The sequence below is a fragment of the Acinetobacter sp. KAM396 genome, from assembly GCF_021602765.1.
Lineage (GTDB): Bacteria > Pseudomonadota > Gammaproteobacteria > Pseudomonadales > Moraxellaceae > Acinetobacter > Acinetobacter towneri_A.
In genome coordinates this window covers 43,374-69,444 of record NZ_BPPH01000007.1, presented here as the reverse complement: position 1 = coordinate 69,444, position 26,071 = coordinate 43,374, and the positions used below count along the sequence as shown (strand labels likewise).

Below are 26,071 nucleotides of genomic sequence, written 5' to 3'. Positions count from 1 at the left end.
TGGCTGCAGATTGTACCAAACTCAGGCACTTTGGCGTGCATTAACATCAGTCAGGTAAGCTCCAGACGGTCGCTGCTCGTAAAGAGGTAAAACACCACGATATAGCTAAACTTAAGCAAAGCTCTAACAAGATTGTCGATAAAAGCCCTTTTTTGCTGAATAAAGTATGCTTTAATGCAAGAAGTACCGCGAAATGATGATCCCTATGAGCCCCATTATTCAATCTCTGCTCGATACTGATTTATATAAATTCACCATGTTACAGGTGGTGCTGCATAAATTTCCACAAACGCACAGTGTGTATCAATTCCGCTGCCGTAACCTTGAAGATACTGCGTATCCACTGAGCGATATTTTAGCTGAGTTGAACGCACAGCTTGACCATTTGTGTCAGTTGAAATTTAAAGAAGATGAATTGCAGTATTTGCGTAATTTACGCTTTATTAAAAGTGACTTTGTCGATTATTTAGAATTATTTCAGCTCAAGCGTCGTTTTATTCAAGCCAGTATTGATGCGCAAGGTCGTTTGGATATTCGGATAGAAGGTCCGATGGTACAGGCCATGATGTTCGAGATTTTTGTCTTGGCAATTGTCAATGAGCTCTATTTCCAGCGCATTCGCAATGATGAGGTCTGGGCAGAAGGTGAACGTCGTTTACAGCAAAAAATTGCCCTGATTCAAAGTTACCAACAGCAACAACAAGCCGAAGATCCACCATTTTTGGTTTCAGATTTTGGTACACGCCGCCGTTATAGTTTTGCATGGCAAAAACACGTGATTACGGCCCTTCATCAAGCTGTACCTGAGGTGTTCCGTGGTACCAGTAATGTATTTCTGGCTAAAGAATTAGGCATTACCCCAATTGGGACAATGGCACATGAGTTTTTACAGGCTTTTCAGGCGCTAGATGTGCGTTTACGTGACTTCCAAAAAGCCGCACTAGAAACTTGGGTGCAGGAATATCGGGGGGATTTAGGTATTGCCTTGACTGATGTGGTTGGAATGGATGCTTTCCTGCGTGACTTTGATTTATATTTTGCCAAGTTGTTTGATGGCTTACGACATGACAGTGGCGATCCGTATGTATGGGGCGATAAAGCTTATGCCCATTATAAAAAGCTGAAAATTGACAGTAAAACTAAAATGCTGACTTTCAGTGATGGCTTAAATGTCGAAAAAGCGTGGGCTTTACATCAGTATTTTAAAGACCGTTTTCAGGTTAGTTTTGGGATTGGTACCAACTTAACCAATGATATGGGGCAAACTGCGCTGAATATTGTGTTGAAATTGGTGGAATGTAATGGGCAGTCGGTGGCAAAATTGTCTGATAGTCCGGGTAAAACCATGACCGATAATGACACTTTCCTTGCATATTTACGCCAAGTTTTTGAAGTGCAAACACCTGTTTAAAAATTTAGCTCATTCAAGAAACCGAAGAAAATCTTCGGTTTTTTTTCTAGATTAAAGCATGTGATTGTTAAAATTCTGCGAAAGTTATGAAAAAAACAGCATGCCATCAAAAATGACCTATACTAAGTTAAAGTTGATTGCCAAACAGACTGAACCGCATAAAAATGAGCACTTCTCCATTCAATTTTGGACTGCTGATTGAAGCAGAAGATTTAGTTCCCTATTTAGGGCATGAAAAATTGCGCATTGTCGATTTGAGCCGCAATTCGGTGTACGAGCAATTGCATCTTCCGCATGCCTTACAGGTCAAACCGAGCATGTTGCTACGTCAGGATGAAGATACGTCGGGTTTATTGCCTGAACATGAAGCTTTACAAGACTTAATTCAGTATTTGAATATTTCTCCTGAACATCATGTCGTTGCCTATGACGATGAAGGTGGTGCCTGGGCAGGGCGTCTGATCTGGAATTTACACTGCTTGGGTTTTGAGAATACCAGTTTGCTGAATGGTGGGATTCACGCCTGGTTGGCAGCAGGTTTTCCAACCACTTCGGAGGTTGAACCACTGACCTCCGTTAGTACGCTTGTTCCTGTTGTTGAGAAAAATCAGTATCGAATTCAATATGATGAGTTGCTAGAAAAATGCCAAAACCAGTCGGTACAACTTTGGGATTGCCGCACTACTGATGAATATACAGGGCTACGTTTGGCTGCACGACGCGGCGGTCACATTCCTGGAGCACTGCATTTTGAATGGAGTACTGCCCTTAATCGTGAAAATCATTTAAAATTGCATCCCTTAGAACGCACACGACAGCGTCTCGAACTAATCGGATTCAATTTAAACGAACCTGTAGTGGTGTATTGTCAGTCACATCACCGTTCAGGTTTGGCCTACATTTTAGGGCGTTTATTGGGTTGGAAAATTCAGGCCTATGATGGTGCGTGGAGTGAATGGGGCAACCGCCCTGACAGTCCTGTTATTACTGGAGAGTTGCCGTCTTGAGCCTCACATCACGTTTAAAAAAACAAATTTTCATTCAGGCACAACGCGTTGTGCCACAACATCAATTATCACGTGTAGTGGGTAAACTAGCAGCCAGTGAGCATCCTGTGCTCAAAAATGCAGTGATTACTGCATTCAAGGCACAATACGGCATTGATATGTCTTTGGCAGAGCAAAGCAATGCCTTGAAATATAAATCTTTTAATGATTTTTTTACCCGTTCTTTAAAGCAAGGTGTGCGGGAAATTGACAGCAATCCGAACAGCATTGTATCGCCTGCAGATGGGGCGATTTCGCAGCTAGGTAAAATAGAAGATGGGGCAATTTTTCAGGCCAAAGGTCAGCAATTTACTGTTGAAAACTTAATTGCCGACCCGCAATTGGCTGAACCCTTTAAAAATGGTCAGTTTGTAACCGTGTATTTATCTCCACGTGATTATCACCGTGTACACATGCCTTTTGCAGGCACGCTCACTGAAACTTTATATGTGCCAGGCGAGTTGTTTTCTGTCAATCAAACCACAGCCGAAAATATTCCGGGTTTATTTGCCCGCAATGAGCGCATGGTCTGTTTGTTTGATACCGAACTGGGACGTATGGCGGTCGTTTTGGTGGGTGCTATGATTGTGGCGGGTATTGAAACCGTGGCGACAGGTAAAGTAAAACCATCGGGACGTTTGGAGCTGAATCAACACCAATTATTCCTTGAAAAAGGTGCAGAATTAGGACGTTTTTATTTGGGTTCTACCGCGATTGTTTTGTTTGAAGAAAATAAAATGCAGTGGGATGCCGAATTCAAGGCTAATTCTGTGGTGGAAATGGGGAAAGCCTTGGGGCATGTTGTTTCCGCAGAATAAAATCTGATGAATTGAGAAATAAAAAAACGCCAAAATAATTTGGCGTTTTTTATTTTTAACTTTGTAATTTGTTGGGGGTTGTACCAAATCAGCGCTTAACTTTCGTAATACAAACGCTCTTTCGGGAACACAGCTTTGAATATAGAGCCTTGATTTTCTTTAGATTCGACTTCTAAGTGTGCATTATGCTGCATCAAAACGTGCTTCACAATTGCTAAACCTAAACCTGTGCCGCCTGTTTGTCGGCTACGCGCGCTGTCTACACGATAAAAGCGTTCAGTTAAGCGTGGTAAGTGTTTCGGATCAATCCCGATGCCAGTATCTTCTACAGTAAAATAGCCTTGATTGCCATCATCATGCCAGCCAATGGTAATCGTCCCGCCTTTTGGGGTGTATTTAATTGCATTAGTGATTAGGTTGCTAAAGGCACTGGCCAATTCTACATCTGAACCAATCAGATCATAATGACTGTCGATATTTAAGTTGAGCGTGTGTCCATAATCGACGTTATAGGCATGTGCATCGTCAAATAATTGATTCATTAAACTTGGCATTTCAATGATTTGATTTTTGGCGATGGTTTTTTCATTTTCCAGACGTGACAATAGCAGAAGGTCATTCACTAAAGCATTCATACGTCGGGTTTGTGATTGCATTTGCTCAAAAGCACGTTTCCAACGCGGGTTAATATCATCCTGATCGGTAAAGGTTTCGATATAACCACTCAGCACGGTTAGTGGGGTACGTAATTCGTGTGAAATGTTATCGACAAAGTCTTTACGCATTTGTTCTAGGTTATGCATACGCGTCATGTCGTAAGCAAATAACAAACGGCTATTGCCACCAAACTGAGTCATTTTGACGTGCACATATTGCCCTTCATGCACACTCGATTTCATTTTTAAACCGTCGGGTGCTTGGTCAATATGATTAAAATATTCAATAAAACTAGGTTGGCGCAAAATAGTCAGGATGTTGCGTCCACGGTCTAAAGGCTGAATACCTAACAGTTTTTCTGCAGCAGGGTTCCACCATTCAATCTGATGATTTTCATCAATCAGCATCACGGCTTCATCTAGTGCCACCAATGAAGACTGGGCGCGGTCAATCAACCCGACCATTTCAGCCTGAACAATACGTTCCTGACGTTGCGAGCGATAAACATTGAATAGTAATGCACCCCAAATTCCATGCAGATTCGGCGGGACATCATAAGGACGATTGGAAATCCAATCATTGACTAAATAGAGCGAGCGCATTTGCTGAAGAAAAAACAGCAAAAAGGCGAGGCTAATACAAATCCAAAAATACCCAATCCCAAAACCAATCAAGCTTGCAATAATTAGGAAAAAGGCCAATAAACGAAAATCTTGTTTGGCAAAAGTCCATAAACTGCTGTAACGAACTTGTTTGAGGTCACGAGCGAGTTCAGGGACTGGGTAAGGTTCGTACATAAAATAATTTTAGCCTAAAGCAACATCCGCACGTGTCGAGAAGCGATAACCTGTACCACGTACCGTTTGCACAAAACGGTCTACACCATACGGCTCTAAGACTTTACGTAAACGACGAATATGCACATCAATAGTTCGGTCTTCAATATATACATTGCCGCCCCAGACTTGGTCAAGCAATTGCGCACGGGTGTAAGCGCGCTCTGGGTGCGTCATAAAGAATGCCAATAAGCGATATTCGGTTGGGCCCATTTCTAAAATATTGTCGCCAAAACTGACACGCTGGCTAACTGGGTCTAAAATTAAACCGTTGGCATCAATGGTTTTTTCACCGCTTAAGGCATTGGCACGACGCAAGACGGCTTTAATTCGCGACACCAGTTCACGAGTTGAGAATGGCTTGGTCATGTAGTCGTCCGCGCCTGCATCTAAACCTTGAACTTTGTGATCTTCTTCACCACGTGCAGTGAGCATAATCACAGGAATTTCGGCAAGGTTGTCATCGCGTTTTAGGCGACGACACAAGTCTACACCGCTGACACCGCCTGGCATCATCCAATCAAGCAAGATAAGCGCTGGACGTTGATCGACAATCATCTGATGAGCTTGTTTTGCATCTTCTGCTTGTAAGCACTGAAAGCCTGCCATATCTAAAGAGGTATGGATCATCTCCCGAATTGGAAGTTCGTCATCGACGATTAAAATGTAGTCATCTTTCACAACGCAATATCCTATAGATGTTAACGGTGGGCCGTTTTATTTATGACAGGCTTATTACAAAGATTAATTATGACAGTATCATTGCAGAAAGGGTTAAACGGGCTGTTTTTGCAATAATTTGTGACAAACTAATGTCGATTTGATGAAAAAACTGAACAGATTCAGTAAAAGTAAAATAATGATTTGAAAAATATTATGACTGTTTTTTCAATGTGATGACAAGGTCGAAGAATCTTTCATAAAAGTTTGCTCTTTTTCCGAAAAGGTCTGTAATAACGATAAAAATACAATACGGCAAGAAGACAAGACATCTTCCATAGATTGTTTGAAATCGCTTATGACCCAGCGAATCGCAATTTGGGTGACATAACCATTTAAGCCTGTCGCCACCAGTGAAATCTCTCGATTGGGGCGGTCTAAATGCGGCATCATCAGCATGACAAAGGCCTGAATCATGCGGTCAAAACGTGACATGGTTTCGTGAATAGTGGCTTGGTTATGCAGTTCTTGCACCAGCATGGCATCAATATAAATAATACGTGCCATTTGCGGGTTATTTTTTAGCGTAGTCAATAAAGCCGTTAGTCCAGCATCAATCATTTTTTTTGGATCCGCCGAAGCTTGCATAATGGCTTGCATGACATTTTGCTGTAATTCATCAATCAGTTTTAAAAAAATGGTCTGAAACAGTTCTTCACTTTTTTTAAAGGATTCGTAGAAATAGCGTTCGGTCAGTTTAGCTTCGGTACAAATATCTTTTACGGTCACGGCAAAAAAGCCATGCGTCCCATAGGCTTGAATACCTGCCTCAATCAATTTCTCACGACGTACCTGTTTGCGCTCAGTTAAAGATAAGCCTTTAAACTGACGTTCTTTTTGTGGTTTCTGGGTGGTTTTTTCTGTTTGTGCAGTCATGGGCAGTCGTTCTGTCCTGTTCAGTTAAGCCAAATACGAACCGTAAGCAGGCTTTATATTAGCAATAATTATCTGTTAAACCTATGATTTCAGATTCATTTGCGATATTCGTACTGGCCTATATTGACAATACTTATTGTCAAAATTATATTTAAACCACAGCGCATCGCATAGCCCTACAAAACAACAAGCAGGTCTGAACTGTGCACGCCATATACTCAAGGAAATCATATGAAAAATTTTAAAAATAAAGTTGCCGCAATTACAGGCGCAGGCTCGGGTATTGGGCAGCAACTGGCTGTTCTATTGGCGAAGCAAGGCTGTCATTTATCGCTCAGTGATGTGAATGAACAAGGTCTGTCGCAAACAGTAGATTTACTCAAAGACAGTAATGTGCGCGTGACCATTAAAAAAGTGGATGTTTCTCAATTAGAACAAATGCGCGAATGGGCAGCTGAAACTGTGCAAGATCACGGCTCGGTCAATATGATTTTTAATAATGCAGGCGTGGCATTGGGTTCTACCGTAGAAGGTGCAAGTTACAAAGAATTGGAGTGGATTGTTGGTATAAATTTCTGGGGTGTGGTGTACGGCACCAAAGAATTTTTGCCTTTCATCAAACAAACTGGGGATGGTCATATCATTAACATTTCTAGTTTATTTGGTTTAACCGCACAACCCTCGCAGTCGGCTTATAATGCGACCAAGTTTGCGGTGCGCGGTTTTACTGAATCCTTGCGTCAGGAATTAGATTTGGAAAATTGTGGAGTGAGCGCGTTGAGCGTGCATCCAGGTGGGATTCGCACCAATATTGCCAACAACGCCAAAATGAACGACAGCATACGCACTTTGGGCATGAATCCTGAAAAATCGGCACGTGCGTTTAATAAATTATTGCGTTGCCCGCCTGAAGAAGCTGCACGCCAAATTTTAGAGGCAGTACAAAAAGACAAACGCCGCTTATTGATTGGTAATGATGCTAAAACTTTGGATTTAATCCAGCGTATTGTTCCAACGGGTTATCAGAAAGTAACCGCATGGGCGACTAAGTTTGGCAAGAAACGCGGTTAATTTAACTTAGAAATATAAGACCATTCAGACTAAAACCTGAATGGTTTTTTTCTTCCAGACAAATTGATAATACGCACCTTGACCAATGCACAGGCTCACAAATGCCAAGGCATAGGCATACCAAATTCCTTGCAAGCCCCACCACTGACTGAAGAAATAAGCACACGGCACTTCAATTAAAACAATCGCTAAAATATTGATGATCATTGGCACATTGACCGTGCCACTGGCGCGCATAATAGAGGCAAAAATTGCACTGGCACCAAAAAATAAAATGGCCCATAGCACAATAAATAAGAGTTGCTGACCCAGTACCACCACTGCAGGATCGGTAATAAACAGCGCCATCAGATATTTAGAAAATAAATAACCCAAGGTGACTAAAATACCTGTAATTAGCAGATTCATGCCCAAGGCAGTACGGGTGACTTTGGCCAGTAATTCGGCTTTGCCTGCACCAATGGCTTGTGCTGCAAAAATTGAAGCAGCTATGGCAATGGATAGAGCAGGAAATTGAATATAGTTCAACACCTGATTAACTGCACCATAGGCGGCAGTGGCCTCAGCACCATGTCGATTAACCAAACCGACAATCACCAAACCCGCCATAGAGGTGGTGACCATTTGTAAGCCTGTAGGAATGCCTAAGCGTAAAATCACCTTGCTTAGATTGGGTTGATGCCGAATTTGACGTAGCAGATGCCTATCCATTTTGAGGGGATGGTTCTTTTTATTCAGGTAAATCACCAAAAAAATTAAAACAGCCAGATAGCCCAGAATGGTGGCAATGGCAGGGGCAATAATGCCCAAGCGAGGAAAGCCAAAATAACCTGCAATCAGGATGGGGGTAATCACTAAGCCCATTAAACTGGTCAGACTTAGGGCAATGAGCGGTGTAAGGCTATCGCCCACTCCACGTAAAATAGAGGTATAAATAATATACACAAACAGCAGTGGGCTGCCTGCCAACATCCATTGCACATACGGCAGGGATAGATGCATCACTTTAGGGTCTGTGCCCAATAAGATTAAAATTTGTTTGGCAAAAATTACCCCTAAACAGGCAATCAAACTGCCGCCAATCAGGGTCATAAATAAAGTCGAGCCGACAATACAGCGCACTTTTTCGACATTTTGTGCGCCCCATGCTTGTCCAACCAACACGGTCGAGCCTGCCGAAAGCCCAATCACAAAGGCCATTAGGCAAAAAATAATGGGAAAAAATACCGACACTGCAGCAATGGCTTCCACACCCAGCATTTGCCCGACAAAAATTGTGTTAATGGTGCCCGAAAGATTTTGCAAAATATTGGTGGCAATCAGTGGCAATAGAAATACCAAAAAGGTTTTCCAAAGCTGAGGGTGATCGACCAGTGCCTGAGGTCTTGCCATGCCAAATCCTGCGCTTCAATATGCGGTTATTTTAAATTTCACCCTAGCATGATTGAGTCATAAAAAGCCTTAGCTTTTCAGTAACTCAGTGACATTTCAGTAGAGCTTCACTACTTAAATTGCCGATAAAATTTCACCTGCACGCAACAGGGTTTCAGTTTTTTTAGCAAAGCAGAAGCGGATTAAACGTAAATCATCGGGTGGGGTTTGATAAAATGCAGACACAGGAATACCGACAATGCCGTACTGCTCGGCTAGAAAATGACACATATCTACGGCATTTAAGTCAGGGCGGATATTGCTGTAATCTAAATTTTGAAAATAAGTGCCTTGAGCAGGGCTGAATTGAAAACGTGAATTGGCAATCCCTTGATTAAACAAATCACGTTTGTCCTGATAAAACTTTGCCAATTCTGCAATATGTTCAGGATGCTGCTGCATATAATTCGCCAGAGCTACTTGCACAGGGCTAACCCCGCAGAAATTAATAAATTGATAGGCTTGGCGAAAGAGCTGCATTAAGGCAGGTGCAGCCGTACAGTAGCCTGTTTTCCAGCCTGTGACATGAAAAGTTTTACCAAACGAGCCCACGACAAAACTACGTTCCCTAAGCTCAGGAAAAGACAGCGCAGAGCGATGTTGATGCGTATCAAAGACTAAATGTTCATAGACTTCATCGGACAGCACCACAATATTATGTTCCTGAATGACATCAATTAAATGCTGCCAATCTTGCGCTGACCATACTGTACCTGTGGGATTATGTGGCGTGTTGATGATGATCATGCGGGTTTTTGAATGAATGGCATCTTTGACCCTATTCCAGTCCACCTGAAAATGTGGAGCCTGTAGCGGAATATGAATGGCTTTTGCACCCAATAATTTTACACAGGGCGCATAACTGTCATAACTTGGATCAAAAAGAATGACTTCATCGCCTGCCTGCAGCACGGTTTGCATGATGCTAAAAATAGCCAGTGTTGCCCCAGGTGTGATGGTAATTTCACTGATCGGGTCAAGTGTTAGCTGATCACGCTGTAAAAATTGCTGTGCCAGTTGTTCGCGTAGTGGCAAGTAACCATCGCCCGAAGGATATTGATTGAAGCCTGCGTGTGTGGCTTGGCTTAAAGCATCCAGTAATGCTGCAGGTGGGGGAAAGTCGGGAAAACCCTGCGATAAATTTAAGGCATTTAGTTGTTGTGCCAAGTTAGACATGGTACTAAAAATACTCAGACCTTGAGCAGGCAGTTTCGCATGAATATCGAGCATAGTGAGGTTCTAGTGGTGGCAGCAGCTTATTTTACATCGTAGCTTTTTCAGGCGTGAATGCAAATGGGGGTAAGTGCGGTGATGTAGCTTGAGTAGATCATTCGGGGCGTTATTTTTATTTAATACCTCAAGATCGTCTTATCAAAAACTTGCATCTTAAATCCACTCCACCAATGCCCGAATAATCCCCAATCCTAGACCAATAAATGCACCTACGACCACACCATTGACCCGAATCATGTGTAAATCACCACCCACTTCGTTTTCAATTTTGCCAATCATTTCGCGTGAGTCCCATTCATGAATACGCTCACTAATAAAACGAATCACTTTTTCACTATATTGATCAGACAAATTCACCGCAATCGTACTCATTTTTTCATTCAATAACTGACGTACTGCGGTATTGGCAATAATATTTTCACCGACTTGCTGAATGGCAACACGCAGGTTTTGCGCAATTCCCGAATCAGGTTTTTGTAAATCTTCCTTAATCGCATTGCAGAGAATGACCACCGCACCACTGATAAAATTCAAGACTTGTGGGCTGTCTAACAGAGCATTTTTAGTGTCATTTAGGCGCAGACTGGCACTGCTGTTGTTATCTGCCAGTTGTAACATGAGTTGCTGCCCAGCCTCTTCAATTTTTTGTCGCCAAGGATGTTCAGGGTCTGCCAGCATGGATTCGACCCGTTGCAGTAAAGAATCTATAGTGCGTTGCTGCACATCAATTCCAATCCAACTCGCACCTTTGGCCAGTTTCCATACGCCAAGTTCTTTAAACAATTGACGGGTCAATTCACGGCTTTTTTCAGGATGTTTCAGCATCCAGTCATGGGCAAGGTCTAAACCGCGTTGCAGCACATCCTGATGGAAGTCATTTTCCAAAACTGCACGCAGCATTTCACTGGCCAAGTGGTTGACCTGTGTGTTGCGAACCCATTGCACACTATTGCTTTGAATAAAGCGCCCAATTTGTTCTTGCCCAACAAATTCAAAAATTTTCGGTACAGTTTGCTGAATGACTTGGGTGACTTGCGCATTATTTTGTGGATTCGCTAACCATTTGCCCACAGCTAAAGATAAGTCAGTGCTGTGCAGGCTTTTTTGTACCACTTGTGGCGATAAAAAGTTTTCCTGTACAAAACGCCCCATCGACTCGGCAATACGGTCTTTATTGCGTGGAATAATTTCGGTGTGATCACGCAAGAATTTAGGAATTGGCATTTTGCCAAAAGGATTGCGAAACAGCACCGTAATTGCATACCAATCTGCCAGACCACCCACCACGCCTGCTTCGGCAGACAGCATGAGTATGTGAATCAACCACGTATATTCAGGCAGTAATTTTGCGGTCAGCATTAATGTCAGCCATGCCACCACGGCAATCACTAAAGCAATGGTGGCAAAGCGTTTACTGCGTTGCAGACTCGGAGAAGTACGCTGCGAGCTGCTCGCTAAAGTATGGTCAGACGCTGTATTCATGCAGGCATCCTTATTTCATTAGGGCGCGGCAGGGGCAGAGCTTGGTGGCGTTAATGGTTGTCCTGTTGCACTTAAACCATATTTTGCCCCCAGTGATTGTAAAATCAGGCTCGCATCAAAGGCATCTTCAGGTGCAGATTTTTGATCTTTAAAACACTGAATGGTATAAGACACTTGAGTCGGATCGAGGGTGACCACTTGTGGCATGTCATAGAATGGGTCAGGCCAGAAGGGTGCGCGACGATGATAATAGCCATACGGATAATAAGGATAATAACTTGGTGCAGGATAGACCACGGCCTGTCTAGGTGGTTTGTGGCTACGGTTACTCGGATCATCTAGAACTTTAAACAAGCGAAAACCGTGTTGCAGTGTGGTTTGTGCTGCTTTCACCAAAGTAATTTCTTCTGCGGTGCCAAAACTCATGTTATGACCCGCTAAAAAACTAATCCGATAGGTCTGTACATTCAGTGGTGTGGTGCTGAATTGCCCCAACTGTTCAAAACTGAGTGGTTTAGAGGGTGTCGTGGTACAGCCTGTAAACAGCAAACTGCTGGCAAGGGCAAGACCGAGTAGGGAATATTTCATGTGAAAGCTCCTGTACACATCAACCAGCCAAGACAAACTCGCCAGTTAAAAACTGTTATTGGGTTGGGTTAAAAACTCAAGTTCTTCTGCGCTAGATGTACGTCTTAACACCTGATTCCGATGCGGATAACGTCCAAAACGGTCAATAATTACTTTATGTTTCAGTTCATAGTCCAACACGGTGGGGTCATTCAAACTTTCAAATAACGTCAATGCGACTTCGTGAATACGTTTGGATTCACTGTGCATAAATGGCATATATAAAAAACGACGTTCGGTTCGGTTTAAGTCCTGATCTAATTTTAAGTGAATCATTTCCTGTGCCAATACCAAGGCCATTCCATCTTGGGCAAAAGCACGCGGGTCATTGCGGTATAAATTACGTGACAATTGATCTAAAACAATGATTTCAGCCAAACGACCTGCAGGTGTTTCGCGCCATGTCCATAATTCTCCTTGTGCCGCTTGTTGCAGTACATCGGTAAATTTTTCTGCGAGCAGGGCATCAAATTCTGCGCTTTTGACAAACCAGTTCGGTTCTGCAACAGGAGAAAACCAAAAATCTAAAAAATCTTGATAATTCATACGCTTTATTATTTACCTCTGTTCTTTTGATTATAAAATCACAAATTGAGCATGTCTTATAGTGCAACTTTGTGATAAAAATTGCCAAATTAAAATTTATTGATGTTGACCACTTTATAAAATGTCAGCATGCCCCAAAATCATTATTTTGTTAGAAAAAACAGCCCAAGCGCATGTGCTGATGCCAAATCAAGTTATACTTGAACGGTAGCAATTTCATCTCAGATCATGTGTATGATTGAGAAAATCGCCACCGACCCAAAATCAGCCTGTGGTTTATGTGGTATTTGCAGTGTATTGGATTAAGCGAGAGTATAATGAGTGAACCCGAACCAAATGCGCAAGATGTTCTACCAACATGGGTAGATGCTGCGCTGCTTCAAGGGATGTTGCGCGGGATTGAACGCGAAAGTCTGCGTATGCAAAGCGATGGCTTCTTGTCGCAGCAAGCACATCCTCAAGCCTTAGGTTCGGCACTCACACATCCACACATTACCACAGACTATTCTGAAGCACTGATGGAGTTCATTACTCCACCGCAAAGCAGCATTCAACACGCGCTGGATTATTTGCGTGATATTCATAGCGTGGTGCATCAACACTTGGGCGAAGGTGAAAAGCTTTGGCCGCTGTCGATGCCGTGTATGCTCGATGAAACTGATGACAATATCCCACTGGCGCAATATGGCAGCTCCAATATCGGGCGTTTTAAAACCTTGTATCGTCGTGGTTTGGGCGTGCGCTATGGTCGCCATATGCAGACCATTTCAGGGGTGCATTATAATTTATCCTTCCCTGAACATTTATTTGCTGCTTTGCAACAACATGAAAGCGATGAGCAGCTCAAAGCACTGAGTTTGCAAGATTATCGTAGTCATCGTTATTTGGGTTTAATTCGTAATTTTATTCGTTTAACGCCATTGGTAATGTTCCTGCTCGGTGCGAGTCCATCGGTCTGTCAGTGTTTTATGACAGGGCGCGAGCATCATTTATTGCCGTTGTTACGAGGCACTTTGTATTTGCCGTATGCGACTGCGCTGCGTATGGGTAACTTTGGCTATCAAAACTCAGCACAGAAAAAACTTGGTATTCATTACAATGACTTAACAGGTTATTTGGATGGTTTACAAAAAGCTGTAAAAACCCCGTACTTGCCATTTAGCCGCTTAGGTTTAGATGATGCCACGGGTGAACCAATTCAAATTAATGACCATGTGCTGCAAATTGAAAATGAGTACTACAGTTTGGTGCGCCCAAAACAAGTACCACAAGAAGGTGAAACCCCATCTCAAGCACTTGCCAATCGTGGTATTGGTTATGTCGAATTGCGTGCGGTAGATGTCAATCCGTACAGCCCAATTGGGATAGATGAAGATACAGCAGGCTTTTTGGAAGTCTTGGCATTGTATTGTTTATTGCAAGACAGCCCTGCCTTGTTAGATGCAGAACAAAGCATTATCGAAAAAAATCAGGCTGAAGTGGTCAATCGTGGGCGTGCGCCAAATGCGCAAATTCAAGAGGGCGATGTTAAAACCCCAATTGAAGCTTGGGGAAAGCAGTATGTCACCGCGATGCAACCTTTGGCTGCTTTACTTGATCAATGTTATGCGACGCAGCTATATTCTCAAGCTTTAGAGCGCATGATGGCACGTTTGCATGAAGACGATGAAACCCTGTCGGCACACATGATTGCCGATACTATTCAACATGGCGGTACCTGGGGCTTTGGCAGTTATATGGCCCAGCAACATGCACATGCCTATGAGCAACATCTATTGCGTCCTGAAACACAAACATATTTTGATGAAATTGCAGTGCAATCTATTCAGCAACAAAAACAACTTGAACAAGCACAGGGTCTGAGTTTTGCAGACTATGTCGCACAATATAGATAACAGCTCAGAGATTTAAACATGCAATTGAGTTATCGTCTGCTAAGTGGTGTTTTATTTTTAGCCAGTGTCATCGGGATGACATTTGCATTGTATTTAGAGCATGTGCAAGGTTTAGCGCCGTGTCCACTGTGCGTTTTTCAGCGCGTGGGTTTAATTGCATTGGGCTTGGTTTCACTGATTGCTTTTGTGCATAATCCTAAATCTAACGTAGTTAAGCGTATTTATGCGCTGCTTGGCAGTATTGGAATTTTGTGGTCAGTGGGTGTGGCAGCACGACATGTGTGGCTGCAAAATCTTCCGCCCGATCAAGTGCCAAGCTGCGGTCCAGGACTGGATTATTTGGTAGATGCCTTACCCATGAAAGCTGTATTGCAACAAGTACTGTCCGGTTCAGGTGAATGTGCTGTGATTGACTGGACGTTCTTAGGGCAGTCTTTACCTGTGTGGTCATTGCTGTTCTTTAGCGTGTTGGCGATCATCAGTTTATGGCAATTGTTGCGTAACTATCCGTTTGTGGCATCGGCTACATTTGGCAAAGTGAAGAAAAAATAAATTCCGGCAGCCTACCCACTGAATTGATAAAAATGCGTCATCCATAAAATTGCGATGGCGCATTTTTTTTGTGTATCTGTTGAAAATCTATCTACCAATCATCGTGTTGTAGGGTATTTTGAACTGCTTGGACTGTGTTAGGTAAGCGCAATGCCTTCTAAACTTGACCAATCGCCAATAAATTCATGAATTTGCTGCTCTGGTACTTCTTCATGCGCAGGATAAAACCATTTCACCAATTGCTCTGCCACACTTGGATGATATTGTAACTGAAAGTGGTTCAGACCATAGAACACAGCTTTGTGCGATTCAGGCAGTTTTAATTGAAAACGTGGGTTAGGATGTTCCCCCAAAGCACTTTTTATACTGACCAAATAATCGCCAATGACTTTACGGGTCAGGTTCTGCTTTTTCTCAAACTCAATGCTTCCTGCCACAAAATAAGCATTAATATGGGTCGGCAAAGGCGCAGGTTTGCGGTTGTCATCTACCTGACCAATTCGTGCCTGATTGTGTTCCCAGTCATCATCTCGCACACTGCCATAGCGCAAATCTAAAATGCCGTTACTGCGGATATTCACCAAATGCCCGACAATTTTCACAATGGGGAAGCGACCTAATTTTTCCTGTAAATGGAAACCAAAACGCTCTAAAACTGCCCCGTGATGTGGTGAGCCCAAACAAACCAGATTTTCGACCAAGTGAATCCAGTGCTGTAAATTTTGCTTGCCGTAAAACAGCGCACTGCGCGATACCAAACCGCCCATGCTGTGCCCAATTAAATCAATACTGGTAATTTTAGGATGGCGCTGAATTAAATCATCTAAGGTATTGGCAAGGCTGCGACCATTGGCAGAAATACGACGTCCTGTATTGTAATTCAGATATAGCATGGTGTTATGGTCACGTTGTGCCAGTAATTTTTCACCAAAACCACCAAATTGATGTGTAGTCCAATCGAGGTGATTGCGGCATAAACCGTGCACAAAAATTACCACACGCCCAGACAAATCGCCCTGTTGGACTTCGCCATAATGGTCATAGAGCACCATGGGTAAGGCGAGCGGATTTTGCTGTTCGAGTAGATAATCTCCCAGTATGCCATTCAGTACACCCACTAAAAAATGTAGGCTTGGTGTAAGTGCCTTGTCATGTAAGTTGGGAAATTGCGCAATAATTTTACGTAAACCAGGCGCAATAAAGTGATAGCCGTATTGTTGTAAGCTGTGGAATGTAAACTTATACAACTTTTGAAAAGTCGCAGTTTTTTGAAACTTTTGAGAGCGTTGTTCGCTCATGCCAAATACGCTGAGCAAAACTTCACGCTGAATAGTTTGAATCACTTCGCTCATCACGGCATTCAGGCGCGTGCTGACCAACTGCGCCAAGCCTTCTAGTACATCGGCCTGACTTGGAGGTGTACGGTCCCATCTACAATAGGTTTCATGGAGCGGTGTTAAACTTGGCATACTGTGTTGCCCCTTATGTTCCCATATACCGAACGCTTTATTTTTACTTGGGTTCGCGGTATAAACTCAAGGGTCTGCTGGCATTTCATGAATTTACAGGACTGTAAATTTTTAGCTGAATTGTCACCAAACCCGATACTTTTATTTTATCGTGTTCATCTTGAACTACTTGTAAAATACCGATGAATGCCAAGATGTTCGCATCTTTTTGTCTAACAATTGCATTTTTCCATGAAAATTAAATTAAAAACGCAAAATAAGTGCTGTATCAGCCAAAAAATGAATGGTGTTGCTCAGAAATGTCACGCATGAATTTAATTTACTTACATGGTTTTCAAAGTAGTCCCTTGTCCATGAAAGGGCAGTTATTGCATGCTTATGTACAGCAGCATCGCCCTGATATTCAAATGCACTTGCCCGATTTAAATGCCCCACCTTTACAGGTCTTAGCAAACGTTTCGGGATTGATTCAAAGTTTGACCAACGTGGCGTTGGTAGGGAGCAGTCTAGGCGGCTTTTATGCGACACAACTGGTCGCACAGCATCATGTACCTGCTGTTGTGATTAACCCTGCTATGCGACCATGGCAATTGTTTCAGGACTTGTTTGGCGATGTGTTGCCATACGTGGTACATCCGAACTGGAGCTTAACTGCAGCGCAATTGGATGACTTAGCAGACATTGCGTTGCCAGTTGCGCAAGATGCAGACAAAATATTGGTGTTATTGCAACAAGGCGATGAAGTTTTGGATTATCGTGAAGCGCAGCGTTATTATAGTGCTGCCTCGCCTTCGGCCATGATCATGACTGAAGCGCACGGCAATCATGCCATGGATGATTTTGCAGACAAAATTCCGATGTTACTGCAATTTTTATCGGATTCCCTAGCTTAAGGAAACAGTACAACGTGTCTCAATATACCGCTCAATCTCTTGAAGTTTTATCTGGTTTAGATCCAGTACGTCGTCGCCCGGGCATGTATACCGACACCACACGTCCGAACCATTTGGCGCAAGAAGTTATTGATAATTCGGTGGATGAAGCACTTGCAGGGCATGCCAATAAAATTACCGTAAAAGTCTATAAAGATGGCTCTTTGTCGGTAGAAGACAATGGCCGTGGTATGCCTGTCGATATTCACCCAGAATACGGGCAAAGCGGGATTGAAATTATTCTGACCAAGCTGCATGCAGGCGGTAAGTTCAGCACCGACAACTACCAATTTTCGGGTGGTTTGCACGGGGTCGGTATTTCTGTCGTGAATGCCTTATCCAGTCGGGTTGAAGTGACCGTACAGCGTCAAGGCAACCTGTATAAAATGGCTTTTGATCAGGGCGAAGCGGCAGCCCCTTTAGAAGTTTTAGAGGGCAAAGCACCAAAACGTGCTTCGGGTACGTTGGTACATTTCTGGCCTGAAGCTAAATATTTTGATTCGCCTAAATTTGCGCTTAAAGCCTTAAAACACAATTTAAAAGCCAAAGCTGTACTGGCTGCTGGTTTAGAAATTCATTACATTGATGAAATTAACGATGAAAAAATTGTTTGGCAGTTTGAAAATGGTCTAGTCGACTATTTGATGGATGAGCTGGAAGATCGTGAGATTGTACCTGCTCCTGCTTTTGTGGCCACAGGTGAGGCAGAACGTGCCAGTGCCGAATTTGCAATTTGCTGGAATGTAGAAGGCGGCGAGCAAATTCAGGAAAGTTATGTCAACTTGATTCCGACTGCGCAAGGTGGTACGCATGTCAATGGGCTGCGTTCTGGTGTGACCGATGCTTTACGCGAGTTTTGTGAATTACGCAATTTATTGCCGCGCAATTTAAAACTGTCTGCCGAAGATGTCTGGGATGGGGTCAACTATATTTTATCGTTAAAGTTCCAAGAACCGCAGTTTTCAGGGCAAACCAAAGAGCGTTTATCGAGCCGTGAAGCGGCAAGTATTATGCAGAATATCGCCAAAGATGCCTTTGCCTTGTGGTTGAACCAAAACTCTGACATTGCCATGCAATTGGCAGAAATGGCTATTTCCAAAGCAGGTCGTCGTTTAAAAGCGGCGAAAAAAGTAGAACGTAAAAAAATTGTTTCAGGCCCAGCCTTGCCAGGTAAACTGGCCGACTGCGTGGGGCAAACCCGTGAAGAATCGGAACTGTTTATTGTAGAAGGTGATTCTGCAGGGGGGTCTGCCAAACAAGCGCGCGATAAAAACTTTCAGGCGATCATGCCAATTCGCGGAAAAATTTTAAATACGTGGGAAGTATCTTCGGACGAGGTTTTGGCTTCACAGGAAGTACACGATATTGCAATTGCGATTGGGGTTGACCCAGGCAGTGATGACTTGTCTGAATTACGTTACGGCAAGGTTTGTATTTTGGCCGATGCCGACTCAGATGGTTTACACATTGCTACCTTGCTGTGTGCTTTATTCGTGAAACATTTCCCAAGCTTGGTGGAAGATGGGCATTTATACGTTGCCATGCCGCCATTATTCCGTATTGATGACGGTAAAGATGTGCATTATGCGCTAGATGAAGATGAGTTGGAAAATACGCTTAAAAAAGCCAAAACCAAAAATCCGCAAATTACCCGATTTAAAGGTTTGGGTGAAATGAATGCCAGTCAACTACGCGAAACCACGATGGATCCAAATACACGCCGTTTGGTGCAACTTGATTTAGATGACAGTCATTTTACTGCAGGTTTATTAGATAAATTGCTGGCCAAAAAGCGTTCTGCAGACCGTAAAGTATGGTTAGAGCAGAAAGGTAATTTAGCCGATTTGGCGGTTTAGCTGATTTAGTTTGGAAAAAGCATCCATTATTTTCAAAAAAGTAATGGATGCTTTTTAGTGTGATTTTAATTGGTATTTTATAATTCAATATTTTCAGGCCATAAAAAATATCCACCATATTGACTGGTTTTAAATTCTGCACCTACGTCTTTGCCTTGTTGAGTGAGTATGTGCTTTCCAGCATCATTGATATTTAAGAAGCCTTTTTCGGTAAAATGAGCCAACAATTCATTGGTTTTCATTTTATGTTTTGCTGCAAGTTTAGATGATGTTAATTTACCAACATTATTGTCATTGGTTTCTTCAACAGATTCATTTGTTGGTTCGGCTTTCACTTCATCTAAACTAATTCTAACTTCATCACTAATACGAATAATACGTTGTGCTTCTTCATAAGCATCTTTAAAGACATCTTGATCTTCATATTTGCGAATCAAAATGCCCATTTCGTTATTATTAATTTGGCTAAATTCATAAAGATTTAGACTAGAAATAATACATTCAGATTCATTGAGATAGCATTTAGCATGTAAGTTTTTACAAAAACTGAGCCGAACAAAATCAAGTTTTTGCATCCATTTTATTTCATCAGGATGTAAATCGCTTTTTCCATAAACGATTCGAATATCAATTTTGAGTCGATCTTTATCTTCAAGTAACTCTTTAATACGGTCATTTAAACGTAAATATGGGCTAATTAAAATTAACCTTTCTTTGGCATTTTTTATAAGTTCTTCTAAGAAAAAATTGGTCGCGCTCGTATTCAAAAACTTAGCCATTTAACCCTCCTCATCGTGTCTAAATTATTAAGTCCTGAGTATAGCGAATTTATTTAGGTAATTATTTGATGATTAAAATATTCTAAAATTAAGGTGAAAAAAATGGAGCATCTTGTGCTCCATTTTTATTGATACTTAACTAAAGAACCAATATACGAATAATGAAATAATAAATACGCACATGACGTTCAAGACCATGCCCACACTCATCATTTCACTTTGTTTAATTTGACCAGTACCAAATACAATCGCATTTGGTGGCGTTGCCACAGGAAGCATAAAGGCACAAGATGCCCCAATACCAATAATCACCACTAAAATTTCTTTTGGAATACCCATTTGGTCTGCAATTGCAGCAAATACAGGAACCAATAACGCAGCAGACGCTGTATTACTGGTAAATTCAGTTAAGAAAATAATGAAGATGGTCACCGCAAAAATCACTACCAATGGCGAAGTATCACCAAAGGTATTGGCAAGGGTTTGACCCAATACCAAAGATGCTCCTGAATCTTTTAAGATTGCACTGAGGGTTAGACCACCACCAAACAGTAATAACACGCCCCAATCGGTATTTTCAGCCACTTGCCGCCATGATGCAGTACCTAGCATGACCACCAAACATGCAGCAGCTAATGCAGTCCATGTATCGGGTTGGCTAATACCAAAGGTTTCGCTAAGTTTTTTACCAAAAATCCATGCCACTGCAGTACATGCGAATAAAATCATCGTTGCAATACGGGTTTTGGTCCAAGGAATGACTTCAGTTTCAAAATGAATTTTCTGGTTTAAATTTGGACGCAATACCAAGTATAAGCTGACCAACATCGCTGGTAGTAAAATCAGCATCATTGGTAAACCAATTTTCATCCAGTCAGCAAAGTCATAGTCTAATGCTTTGGCTGCAATGGCGTTTGGCGGCGAACCGACCAAAGTACCCAAACCACCTAAACTGGCAGAGTAGGCAATCCCCAATAAAATGAAAACGAAGGTTTTACGCTCTTTGGTGGCATCAAGGTGTGACAATAAACCCAGTGCTAACGGTAGCATCATTGCCGCGGTGGCTGTATTGGAAATCCACATTGACAACGCAGCAGTGACCGCAAAAATAGATAAAACCGAAATTCCCAAATGACCGCCCGACATGGAAATAATCCACATTGCAATTTTACGATCCAGTTTCTGAATGTGCAGTGCAGTTGCTAAAGCAAAACCACCAAAGAACAGGAAAATAACAGGATCGGCAAAAGTTGCCAATGCCTTGCTGGTGCTAATTGGCTCAAGCACTTTGCTGGCATTTTCTACAGGCATGCCCAAAATTACGGCAAGCACTGGCACCAAAAGCGCGGTAATGGTAATGTGTACAGCTTCGGTGAGCCATAATATACCAATAAAAAGCAACAGACTTAGACCCTTATTTGCATTTTCATCATAGGGCAAGACATTGTATAAACCGAAAGAGAGCAGGGCTGCAATTGCAACAATCACCCAGGTCTTGATCAGTTCTTTTCGCTTAATATTGGCTGGCACTTCTATATGGTTATTTTCCATAGAAGTTCACTCCGTCAAAAAGGAATTAAAAGAAAAGAGGGAAGATTGGTCGATGCAAACGACCGAAGCAGTCTGAATAGACTGTCTTTTAAGCTAGCTTTAATTATAGGTTTAAAAATTTATTTAAGCTAAAAAAATCTAAATAATTTTCCATTTGTTATGTACATTTTAATGATTTATACCATCAATGCAGGCTGTTTTAAAATGATGGATAATCCTTGAGCAATTGCGTAAATAGCCATAAGACCCAGTAAAGTAAATACAATCTGCTTAAATACAGTCTGAGAAATATTTTTACGAATCTGACTGCCCACATAAACCATTGCCACAGAAATTAGGCAAATCAGGGCTAAAACTTGTAATTGTATGTGATTAAACTGTTGAATGACTGGAAATAAAACTGCCAGTTGAATGAGTTTGGAAATAATAAAATTTAAGTTACTAATCACTACAATATCAGTTTTGCTGTGTTGGGTGCTGAGCAAATACATCATCAGAAATGGTGCCATGGCATTCGTTGCACCACCAATCACACCTGCTAGAAAACCAAAAATCAGCATATTTTTCAGTGAGGCAGAAATTTGCAAAGGATATTGTCGAAATTGATCGGCCACATAAAGCAGAATTAGTAAACCCATCGCAAATTTTAAATAGCCTTCATTTAGAATCAGCAGCAAACTGACGCCCAAATAGCTGCCAATCAGCGCACTGAGAATTAAGCCCCAATATTTTTTGCAGTAGCCATATAAACTGCTCAATAAAGATTGCTGTGTATCGCCCCGCAGCATAAATAGATTTAACAGTAAACAGGGAATAAGGACTAAGGCAACTGCGGTACTGAGTGGATACAGCATCGCCACTGCTGCGGTGCTGAGCATAGGAAAGCCAAAACCACTCATGCCATGCAAAATTGCAGCAATCGCACAAAACAGCAGAATAATGAAATCGGTTTTTTGCATGTGGGGTTCACAGTGCTTTTTATTTGAAATTTAACTCAATGTAGCGGAGTTTTGCACCAAGTACAAATGGCTTGCGTGGTGGTGTGCAATGTATAACGATTGAAACTATTTTAACGACTAATAAAAAAGCAAGACTGAAGTCTTGCTTTTTTGAATAGCGATGGGGCAGGCTTAGAAGTGGTATTTGACCAATGCGCTAACATCGTTTTGATCTACGCCTTTAATTCCAAACTTGTTGTTCCAAACAGAGTGTTCGATACCCACGTATAATTTAGTTTTAGGTGAAATGTGTTTGCCCACATTCCATTTATATTGAGAAGTCCAGTTCAATTCGCTGGCATGGTCATCTTCTGCCGTAGACCAGTCTAGGAAAGCATCGGCCAAGAACTCTTCTGAACCAATTTTAAATGGAACAGCATAATTGATGGTCATTTGATAATCATCTTCTTGGTCATCATTTTCTACTTTATAGAAGTTGATGTTTGCATATTGGGTATATGGGATGTCTAAAGCAAATCCAATACCGTATAAGAAGTTATTGAATTCAGTATTGGTACCGTGTCCAGCATTATGTTCCCAAGTGGTTGCAATGAGAACATCTTTCACTGGGCCAAAAGATAAGTTTTGACCTGTAGTTTCACCCAAGCTTAACCGTGGTGCTAATTCAAAATAGGTTGAGTCATCATCATTGCCATCCCACTGTTGGTCAACGAAGAAGAACACATCAGAATATTTGAGTTTAGCTGCATATTCAGCAGTAAGAGTCGTACGATCTTCAGTACCTACTTCATAGTTTTCACCATAAAGACCAGTCAAGCTGAAATCCTGCCATACAATAGGATTTGCTTGCGTAAAAGTTGCAGCAGTAGAGAGAGCGCATAGCGCAGCAATATGTGTAAATTTCATAAAATAAGACCCCAAGAAAAGCGTTTCAAGGATACAGATTCTTAAGCAAAAATAAAGCAAAATTCGATTATTGACAGGTCATTTCTTGGTATTTTTTGCCAATTCTAAAAGCGCTGCATTTTTTGCAGGATTTAAAACCAATGGTAAAAATAATGTCTAGCTTTTTGCATGCCATGCTAAGCCCCTTAAAAGCATCAAGTTTCTGTGTTGAAAAATCAATCACATCTGCTTGAACAGTCAAATTGATTGCTTATTGAACATCTGAGCGAAAACTTGTCCTAAAAGGGTTATTCTTTTGCTGCTTTTCTATAAATATCGCTTGCATATTTTTTGGATAGGCCCGATATTCAAGGTATAGGGACACGGTTCTGCAGACTTAAAAGTGTTCATCATTCAAACGGGAGGAAGTTATTCCAAACTAAGTTGAAGATGTACTTTATGCTGTAAAAACAGCACATTATAAACACGCTAAAACGTATATGTATAAAATTATATGTAAGATTTTGGCACAACAAGATTCAGAAATAACGAACGCAAGAGGATGAAATCATGAATATTGAAATCCGTACCGATAAAAACATTCAAAACAGTGATCGATTAATTAGTTACGTTCGTGAAGAACTGAATAATGAATTCCAACGCCACAGTGAGCGTATTACCCATTTTTCAGTACATTTTAGTGATGAAAATGGGGAAAAAGGCGGTGATGACGACATCCGTTGCATGATTGAAGCCCGTCCAGCAGGTTTAAAACCAGTGGTTGTGAATCATCGTGGTCATAATATTGATACAGCCATTCATGGTGCGATTGACCGCTTAAAACGCAGCCTCGAACATGCGTTTGAGAAAAATGAGAATCCTCGTGGTGCTCGCCCAGAATTTGTAGATACAGATGTTGGTGGCGACGACGAATAAGGATCAGACAGATTCCAAGAGCCTCGCAAATTTTGCGGGGCTTTTTTGTGTTTGCATGCAGCCAATGCACTAAATTCACCATTTCCTGACATTTATCTCATACAAATGTCGCTTTATTGGGCATAATAGTTCTAAATTAAACATTGAATAAGAGAGCTCTCTGCATGTTAACTGCGCAACAACAAGTCTTGGTGCAAGCAATAGAAGAATTAGACCTTGCCCAAGTGCAACGCCTATTGGCAGACGGTTTAGACCCTAACTTTATGGATGCCGAAAAAGGCCCTGTGATTTCAGTTTGGTCAGATGGTTTATTTCAATGGTGGGAAAAAGTCTGTGAAGCATACGAAGCGGGTCAACCACTCACAGAGCAGCAAAAACAGCAAGATTTACAAGTGCATCTCGATATATTAGAGGCACTGATTCAAGCTAAAGTGAATTTGCATTTATGGGATGCCGAAGAAATTTATGGCCCGTTATGGGATGCGGCTTCTGCAGCGTGTGTTCCTGCTGTACAGCGTTTATTGGATGAAAAAGTCGATCCGAACAGCAAAGATGAAGATGGTTTAACTATTCTATCTTCAATTAGTGATTTATTGTTTGATTGTGATTTTGACGAAATTCAGTGGTCGGATGCTTTGCCAGAAGAACAACAGACTTTAGAATTGTTGCGTCGTTATGGCGCTAAAATGAGCAAAGAATTGGCCTAAGAGCAGAGATAATAATATGTCAGCATTAAAAACAGTTGGTTTGATCGTGGCGGCAGGCATCAGCATGCAGGTGAGCGCGGCAGATTTTGAATTTGATCGTCCTGGTGCAGGAATCAGTACGGGTATTACACCTGTAGGGAAATTGGCTTGGGAACAGGCTTTGCCAAGTGCAAGTTATCAGGAAAGCAACAATGCTTTGGGCGAAAAAGTTAAAACCACTCGCCTCAATGCTGACATGCTGTTACGTACAGGGTTGGCACAAGATTTAGAGTTGCAATTGGGCTGGCAAGGTCCTGCTTGGAGCAAAAGCAAAACCGCAGGTCAATCGGTTGAAGAGGATGGTTTAGGCGATGTCAGCATTGGTTTGAAACAAGCCATTGATTTAAATGACGACAAACTTTCCATGGCCGTGTTGTTGCAAGCGCTAATTGCTACAGGCAATGATGGTTTTAGCGAAGAAGATGATATTTATAGCTTGGCTACGGCAGTCAACTATCAATACAGCGAGCTGTTAAAAACAGGCATCAACATGCGTTATGATGTGCAAAATAGCGATTGGGCGATTACAGCGATTCCCAATATTCAATACCGTTTAAACGATCAATGGTCAGGTTTTTCAGAATTAGTCTATCGTAAAGCTGAAAGTCAGGATAATGAATATGGCTTAACTTCAGGGGTGATTTACGCACTGAATGAACGCACTCAGCTGGATGCCAGTGTCTGTGTCGATTTAGACGGTGCAGATAAAAGTTACCGTGCAGGTTTAGGTATGGCGTTCCTATTCTAAGCAATCAAA

25 protein-coding genes are annotated in these 26,071 nt (G+C 41.9%); 11 read left to right on the top strand and 14 right to left on the bottom strand.

The genetic code is table 11. From position 1 onward, the window contains the following. The first annotated feature begins 205 nt into the window (after positions 1-205). The 3 genes from pncB to asd all read left to right on the top strand — a co-directional run bounded on the left by pncB (position 206) and on the right by asd (position 3,275). Complete coding sequence (gene pncB, locus L6C30_RS05850; RefSeq protein ID WP_019838070.1) at positions 206-1,411, top strand: nicotinate phosphoribosyltransferase; 1,206 nt, start codon at positions 206-208, stop codon at positions 1,409-1,411. A gap of 164 nt (positions 1,412-1,575) precedes the next feature. Continuing rightward, positions 1,576-2,418 carry a sulfurtransferase gene (locus L6C30_RS05845; protein ID WP_230245563.1) on the top strand — a complete coding sequence of 281 codons (843 nt, stop codon included), beginning with the start codon at positions 1,576-1,578 and terminating at the stop codon, positions 2,416-2,418. Beyond that, positions 2,415-3,275, top strand: a complete 861-nt coding sequence (gene asd, locus L6C30_RS05840) for an archaetidylserine decarboxylase (protein WP_070155808.1) — start codon at positions 2,415-2,417, stop codon at positions 3,273-3,275. The genes L6C30_RS05845 and asd overlap by 4 nt, the downstream gene beginning before the upstream one ends. Positions 3,276-3,370: 95 nt before the next feature. On the opposite strand, the gene phoR is transcribed toward asd, so the two are convergent. The 3 genes from phoR to L6C30_RS05825 all read right to left on the bottom strand — a co-directional run bounded on the left by phoR (position 3,371) and on the right by L6C30_RS05825 (position 6,364). Further along, on the bottom strand, positions 3,371-4,729 hold the full coding sequence (phoR, locus tag L6C30_RS05835; RefSeq protein ID WP_070155810.1) for a phosphate regulon sensor histidine kinase PhoR: 1,359 nt from the start codon (positions 4,727-4,729) through the stop codon (positions 3,371-3,373). Between the two features lie 9 nt (positions 4,730-4,738). Next, positions 4,739-5,449: a phosphate regulon transcriptional regulator PhoB gene (phoB, locus tag L6C30_RS05830; RefSeq protein ID WP_004974162.1), complete on the bottom strand. Its 711-nt coding sequence runs from the start codon at positions 5,447-5,449 to the stop codon at positions 4,739-4,741. Positions 5,450-5,656: 207 nt separating this feature from the next. After that, a complete protein-coding gene (locus L6C30_RS05825) occupies positions 5,657-6,364 on the bottom strand; it encodes a TetR/AcrR family transcriptional regulator (protein ID WP_230245562.1) in 708 nt (235 codons plus the stop codon). 231 nt (positions 6,365-6,595) lie between these two features. On the opposite strand from L6C30_RS05825, the gene L6C30_RS05820 reads away from it, so the two are divergent. Further along, the gene (locus tag L6C30_RS05820) at positions 6,596-7,435 is read left to right on the top strand and encodes an SDR family oxidoreductase (RefSeq protein ID WP_236162562.1); all 840 of its coding nucleotides are present in this window, start codon (positions 6,596-6,598) and stop codon (positions 7,433-7,435) included. A 24-nt stretch (positions 7,436-7,459) separates the two neighbouring features. Here L6C30_RS05820 and L6C30_RS05815 read toward each other — a convergent pair whose 3' ends face one another. From L6C30_RS05815 to L6C30_RS05795, 5 genes are all read right to left on the bottom strand, one after another. Continuing rightward, positions 7,460-8,827: an MATE family efflux transporter gene (locus L6C30_RS05815; protein ID WP_236162561.1), complete on the bottom strand. Its 1,368-nt coding sequence runs from the start codon at positions 8,825-8,827 to the stop codon at positions 7,460-7,462. A 114-nt stretch (positions 8,828-8,941) separates the two neighbouring features. Next, positions 8,942-10,096 (bottom strand): methionine aminotransferase, encoded by a 1,155-nt coding sequence (locus L6C30_RS05810; RefSeq protein WP_236162560.1) that lies wholly within the window; start codon positions 10,094-10,096, stop codon positions 8,942-8,944. A gap of 156 nt (positions 10,097-10,252) precedes the next feature. Continuing rightward, positions 10,253-11,581 (bottom strand): DUF445 domain-containing protein, encoded by a 1,329-nt coding sequence (locus L6C30_RS05805; RefSeq protein WP_236162559.1) that lies wholly within the window; start codon positions 11,579-11,581, stop codon positions 10,253-10,255. An 18-nt stretch (positions 11,582-11,599) separates the two neighbouring features. Further along, complete coding sequence (locus tag L6C30_RS05800; protein ID WP_236162558.1) at positions 11,600-12,169, bottom strand: hypothetical protein; 570 nt, start codon at positions 12,167-12,169, stop codon at positions 11,600-11,602. A gap of 45 nt (positions 12,170-12,214) precedes the next feature. After that, positions 12,215-12,754 (bottom strand): DUF924 family protein, encoded by a 540-nt coding sequence (locus tag L6C30_RS05795; RefSeq protein WP_236162557.1) that lies wholly within the window; start codon positions 12,752-12,754, stop codon positions 12,215-12,217. A 317-nt stretch (positions 12,755-13,071) separates the two neighbouring features. On the opposite strand from L6C30_RS05795, the gene gshA reads away from it, so the two are divergent. Then, positions 13,072-14,649, top strand: coding sequence for a glutamate--cysteine ligase (gene gshA / locus L6C30_RS05790; RefSeq protein ID WP_236162556.1), 1,578 nt, complete (start codon positions 13,072-13,074; stop codon positions 14,647-14,649). An 18-nt stretch (positions 14,650-14,667) separates the two neighbouring features. Beyond that, entirely contained in the window at positions 14,668-15,201 is a 534-nt protein-coding gene (locus tag L6C30_RS05785; RefSeq protein WP_230245558.1) for a disulfide bond formation protein B, read from the top strand. A 137-nt stretch (positions 15,202-15,338) separates the two neighbouring features. Here L6C30_RS05785 and L6C30_RS05780 read toward each other — a convergent pair whose 3' ends face one another. After that, the gene (locus tag L6C30_RS05780) at positions 15,339-16,670 is read right to left on the bottom strand and encodes a GPI inositol-deacylase (RefSeq protein ID WP_236162555.1); all 1,332 of its coding nucleotides are present in this window, start codon (positions 16,668-16,670) and stop codon (positions 15,339-15,341) included. 308 nt (positions 16,671-16,978) lie between these two features. Between L6C30_RS05780 and L6C30_RS05775 the strand changes: the two genes are divergently transcribed. Both L6C30_RS05775 and parE read left to right on the top strand, forming a co-directional pair. After that, the gene (locus L6C30_RS05775) at positions 16,979-17,563 is read left to right on the top strand and encodes a YqiA/YcfP family alpha/beta fold hydrolase (RefSeq protein ID WP_230245668.1); all 585 of its coding nucleotides are present in this window, start codon (positions 16,979-16,981) and stop codon (positions 17,561-17,563) included. Between the two features lie 14 nt (positions 17,564-17,577). Continuing rightward, positions 17,578-19,458, top strand: coding sequence for a DNA topoisomerase IV subunit B (parE, locus tag L6C30_RS05770; protein ID WP_230245557.1), 1,881 nt, complete (start codon positions 17,578-17,580; stop codon positions 19,456-19,458). Positions 19,459-19,535: 77 nt separating this feature from the next. Here the strand turns inward: parE and L6C30_RS05765 are convergent, their stop codons facing one another. From L6C30_RS05765 to L6C30_RS05745, 5 genes are all read right to left on the bottom strand, one after another. Then, positions 19,536-20,237 carry a phospholipase D family protein gene (locus tag L6C30_RS05765; protein WP_180072864.1) on the bottom strand — a complete coding sequence of 234 codons (702 nt, stop codon included), beginning with the start codon at positions 20,235-20,237 and terminating at the stop codon, positions 19,536-19,538. A 135-nt stretch (positions 20,238-20,372) separates the two neighbouring features. Next, positions 20,373-21,788, bottom strand: coding sequence for a DASS family sodium-coupled anion symporter (locus L6C30_RS05760; protein WP_230245555.1), 1,416 nt, complete (start codon positions 21,786-21,788; stop codon positions 20,373-20,375). 176 nt (positions 21,789-21,964) lie between these two features. Continuing rightward, on the bottom strand, positions 21,965-22,747 hold the full coding sequence (locus L6C30_RS05755; RefSeq protein ID WP_236162554.1) for a sulfite exporter TauE/SafE family protein: 783 nt from the start codon (positions 22,745-22,747) through the stop codon (positions 21,965-21,967). A 171-nt stretch (positions 22,748-22,918) separates the two neighbouring features. After that, positions 22,919-23,653 (bottom strand): outer membrane protein OmpK, encoded by a 735-nt coding sequence (locus L6C30_RS05750; protein ID WP_236162553.1) that lies wholly within the window; start codon positions 23,651-23,653, stop codon positions 22,919-22,921. Between the two features lie 67 nt (positions 23,654-23,720). Continuing rightward, entirely contained in the window at positions 23,721-23,894 is a 174-nt protein-coding gene (locus tag L6C30_RS05745) for a hypothetical protein (RefSeq protein ID WP_180169342.1), read from the bottom strand. A gap of 308 nt (positions 23,895-24,202) precedes the next feature. On the opposite strand from L6C30_RS05745, the gene L6C30_RS05740 reads away from it, so the two are divergent. The 3 genes from L6C30_RS05740 (at position 24,203) to L6C30_RS05730 (ending at position 26,062) form a co-directional block, all read left to right on the top strand. Continuing rightward, positions 24,203-24,568, top strand: coding sequence for an HPF/RaiA family ribosome-associated protein (locus L6C30_RS05740; protein WP_004974190.1), 366 nt, complete (start codon positions 24,203-24,205; stop codon positions 24,566-24,568). Between the two features lie 164 nt (positions 24,569-24,732). Continuing rightward, positions 24,733-25,275, top strand: coding sequence for an ankyrin repeat domain-containing protein (locus L6C30_RS05735; protein WP_136144366.1), 543 nt, complete (start codon positions 24,733-24,735; stop codon positions 25,273-25,275). Positions 25,276-25,291: 16 nt separating this feature from the next. Beyond that, the gene (locus L6C30_RS05730; RefSeq protein ID WP_236162552.1) at positions 25,292-26,062 is read left to right on the top strand and encodes a transporter; all 771 of its coding nucleotides are present in this window, start codon (positions 25,292-25,294) and stop codon (positions 26,060-26,062) included. The last annotated feature ends 9 nt before the right edge of the window (positions 26,063-26,071 follow it).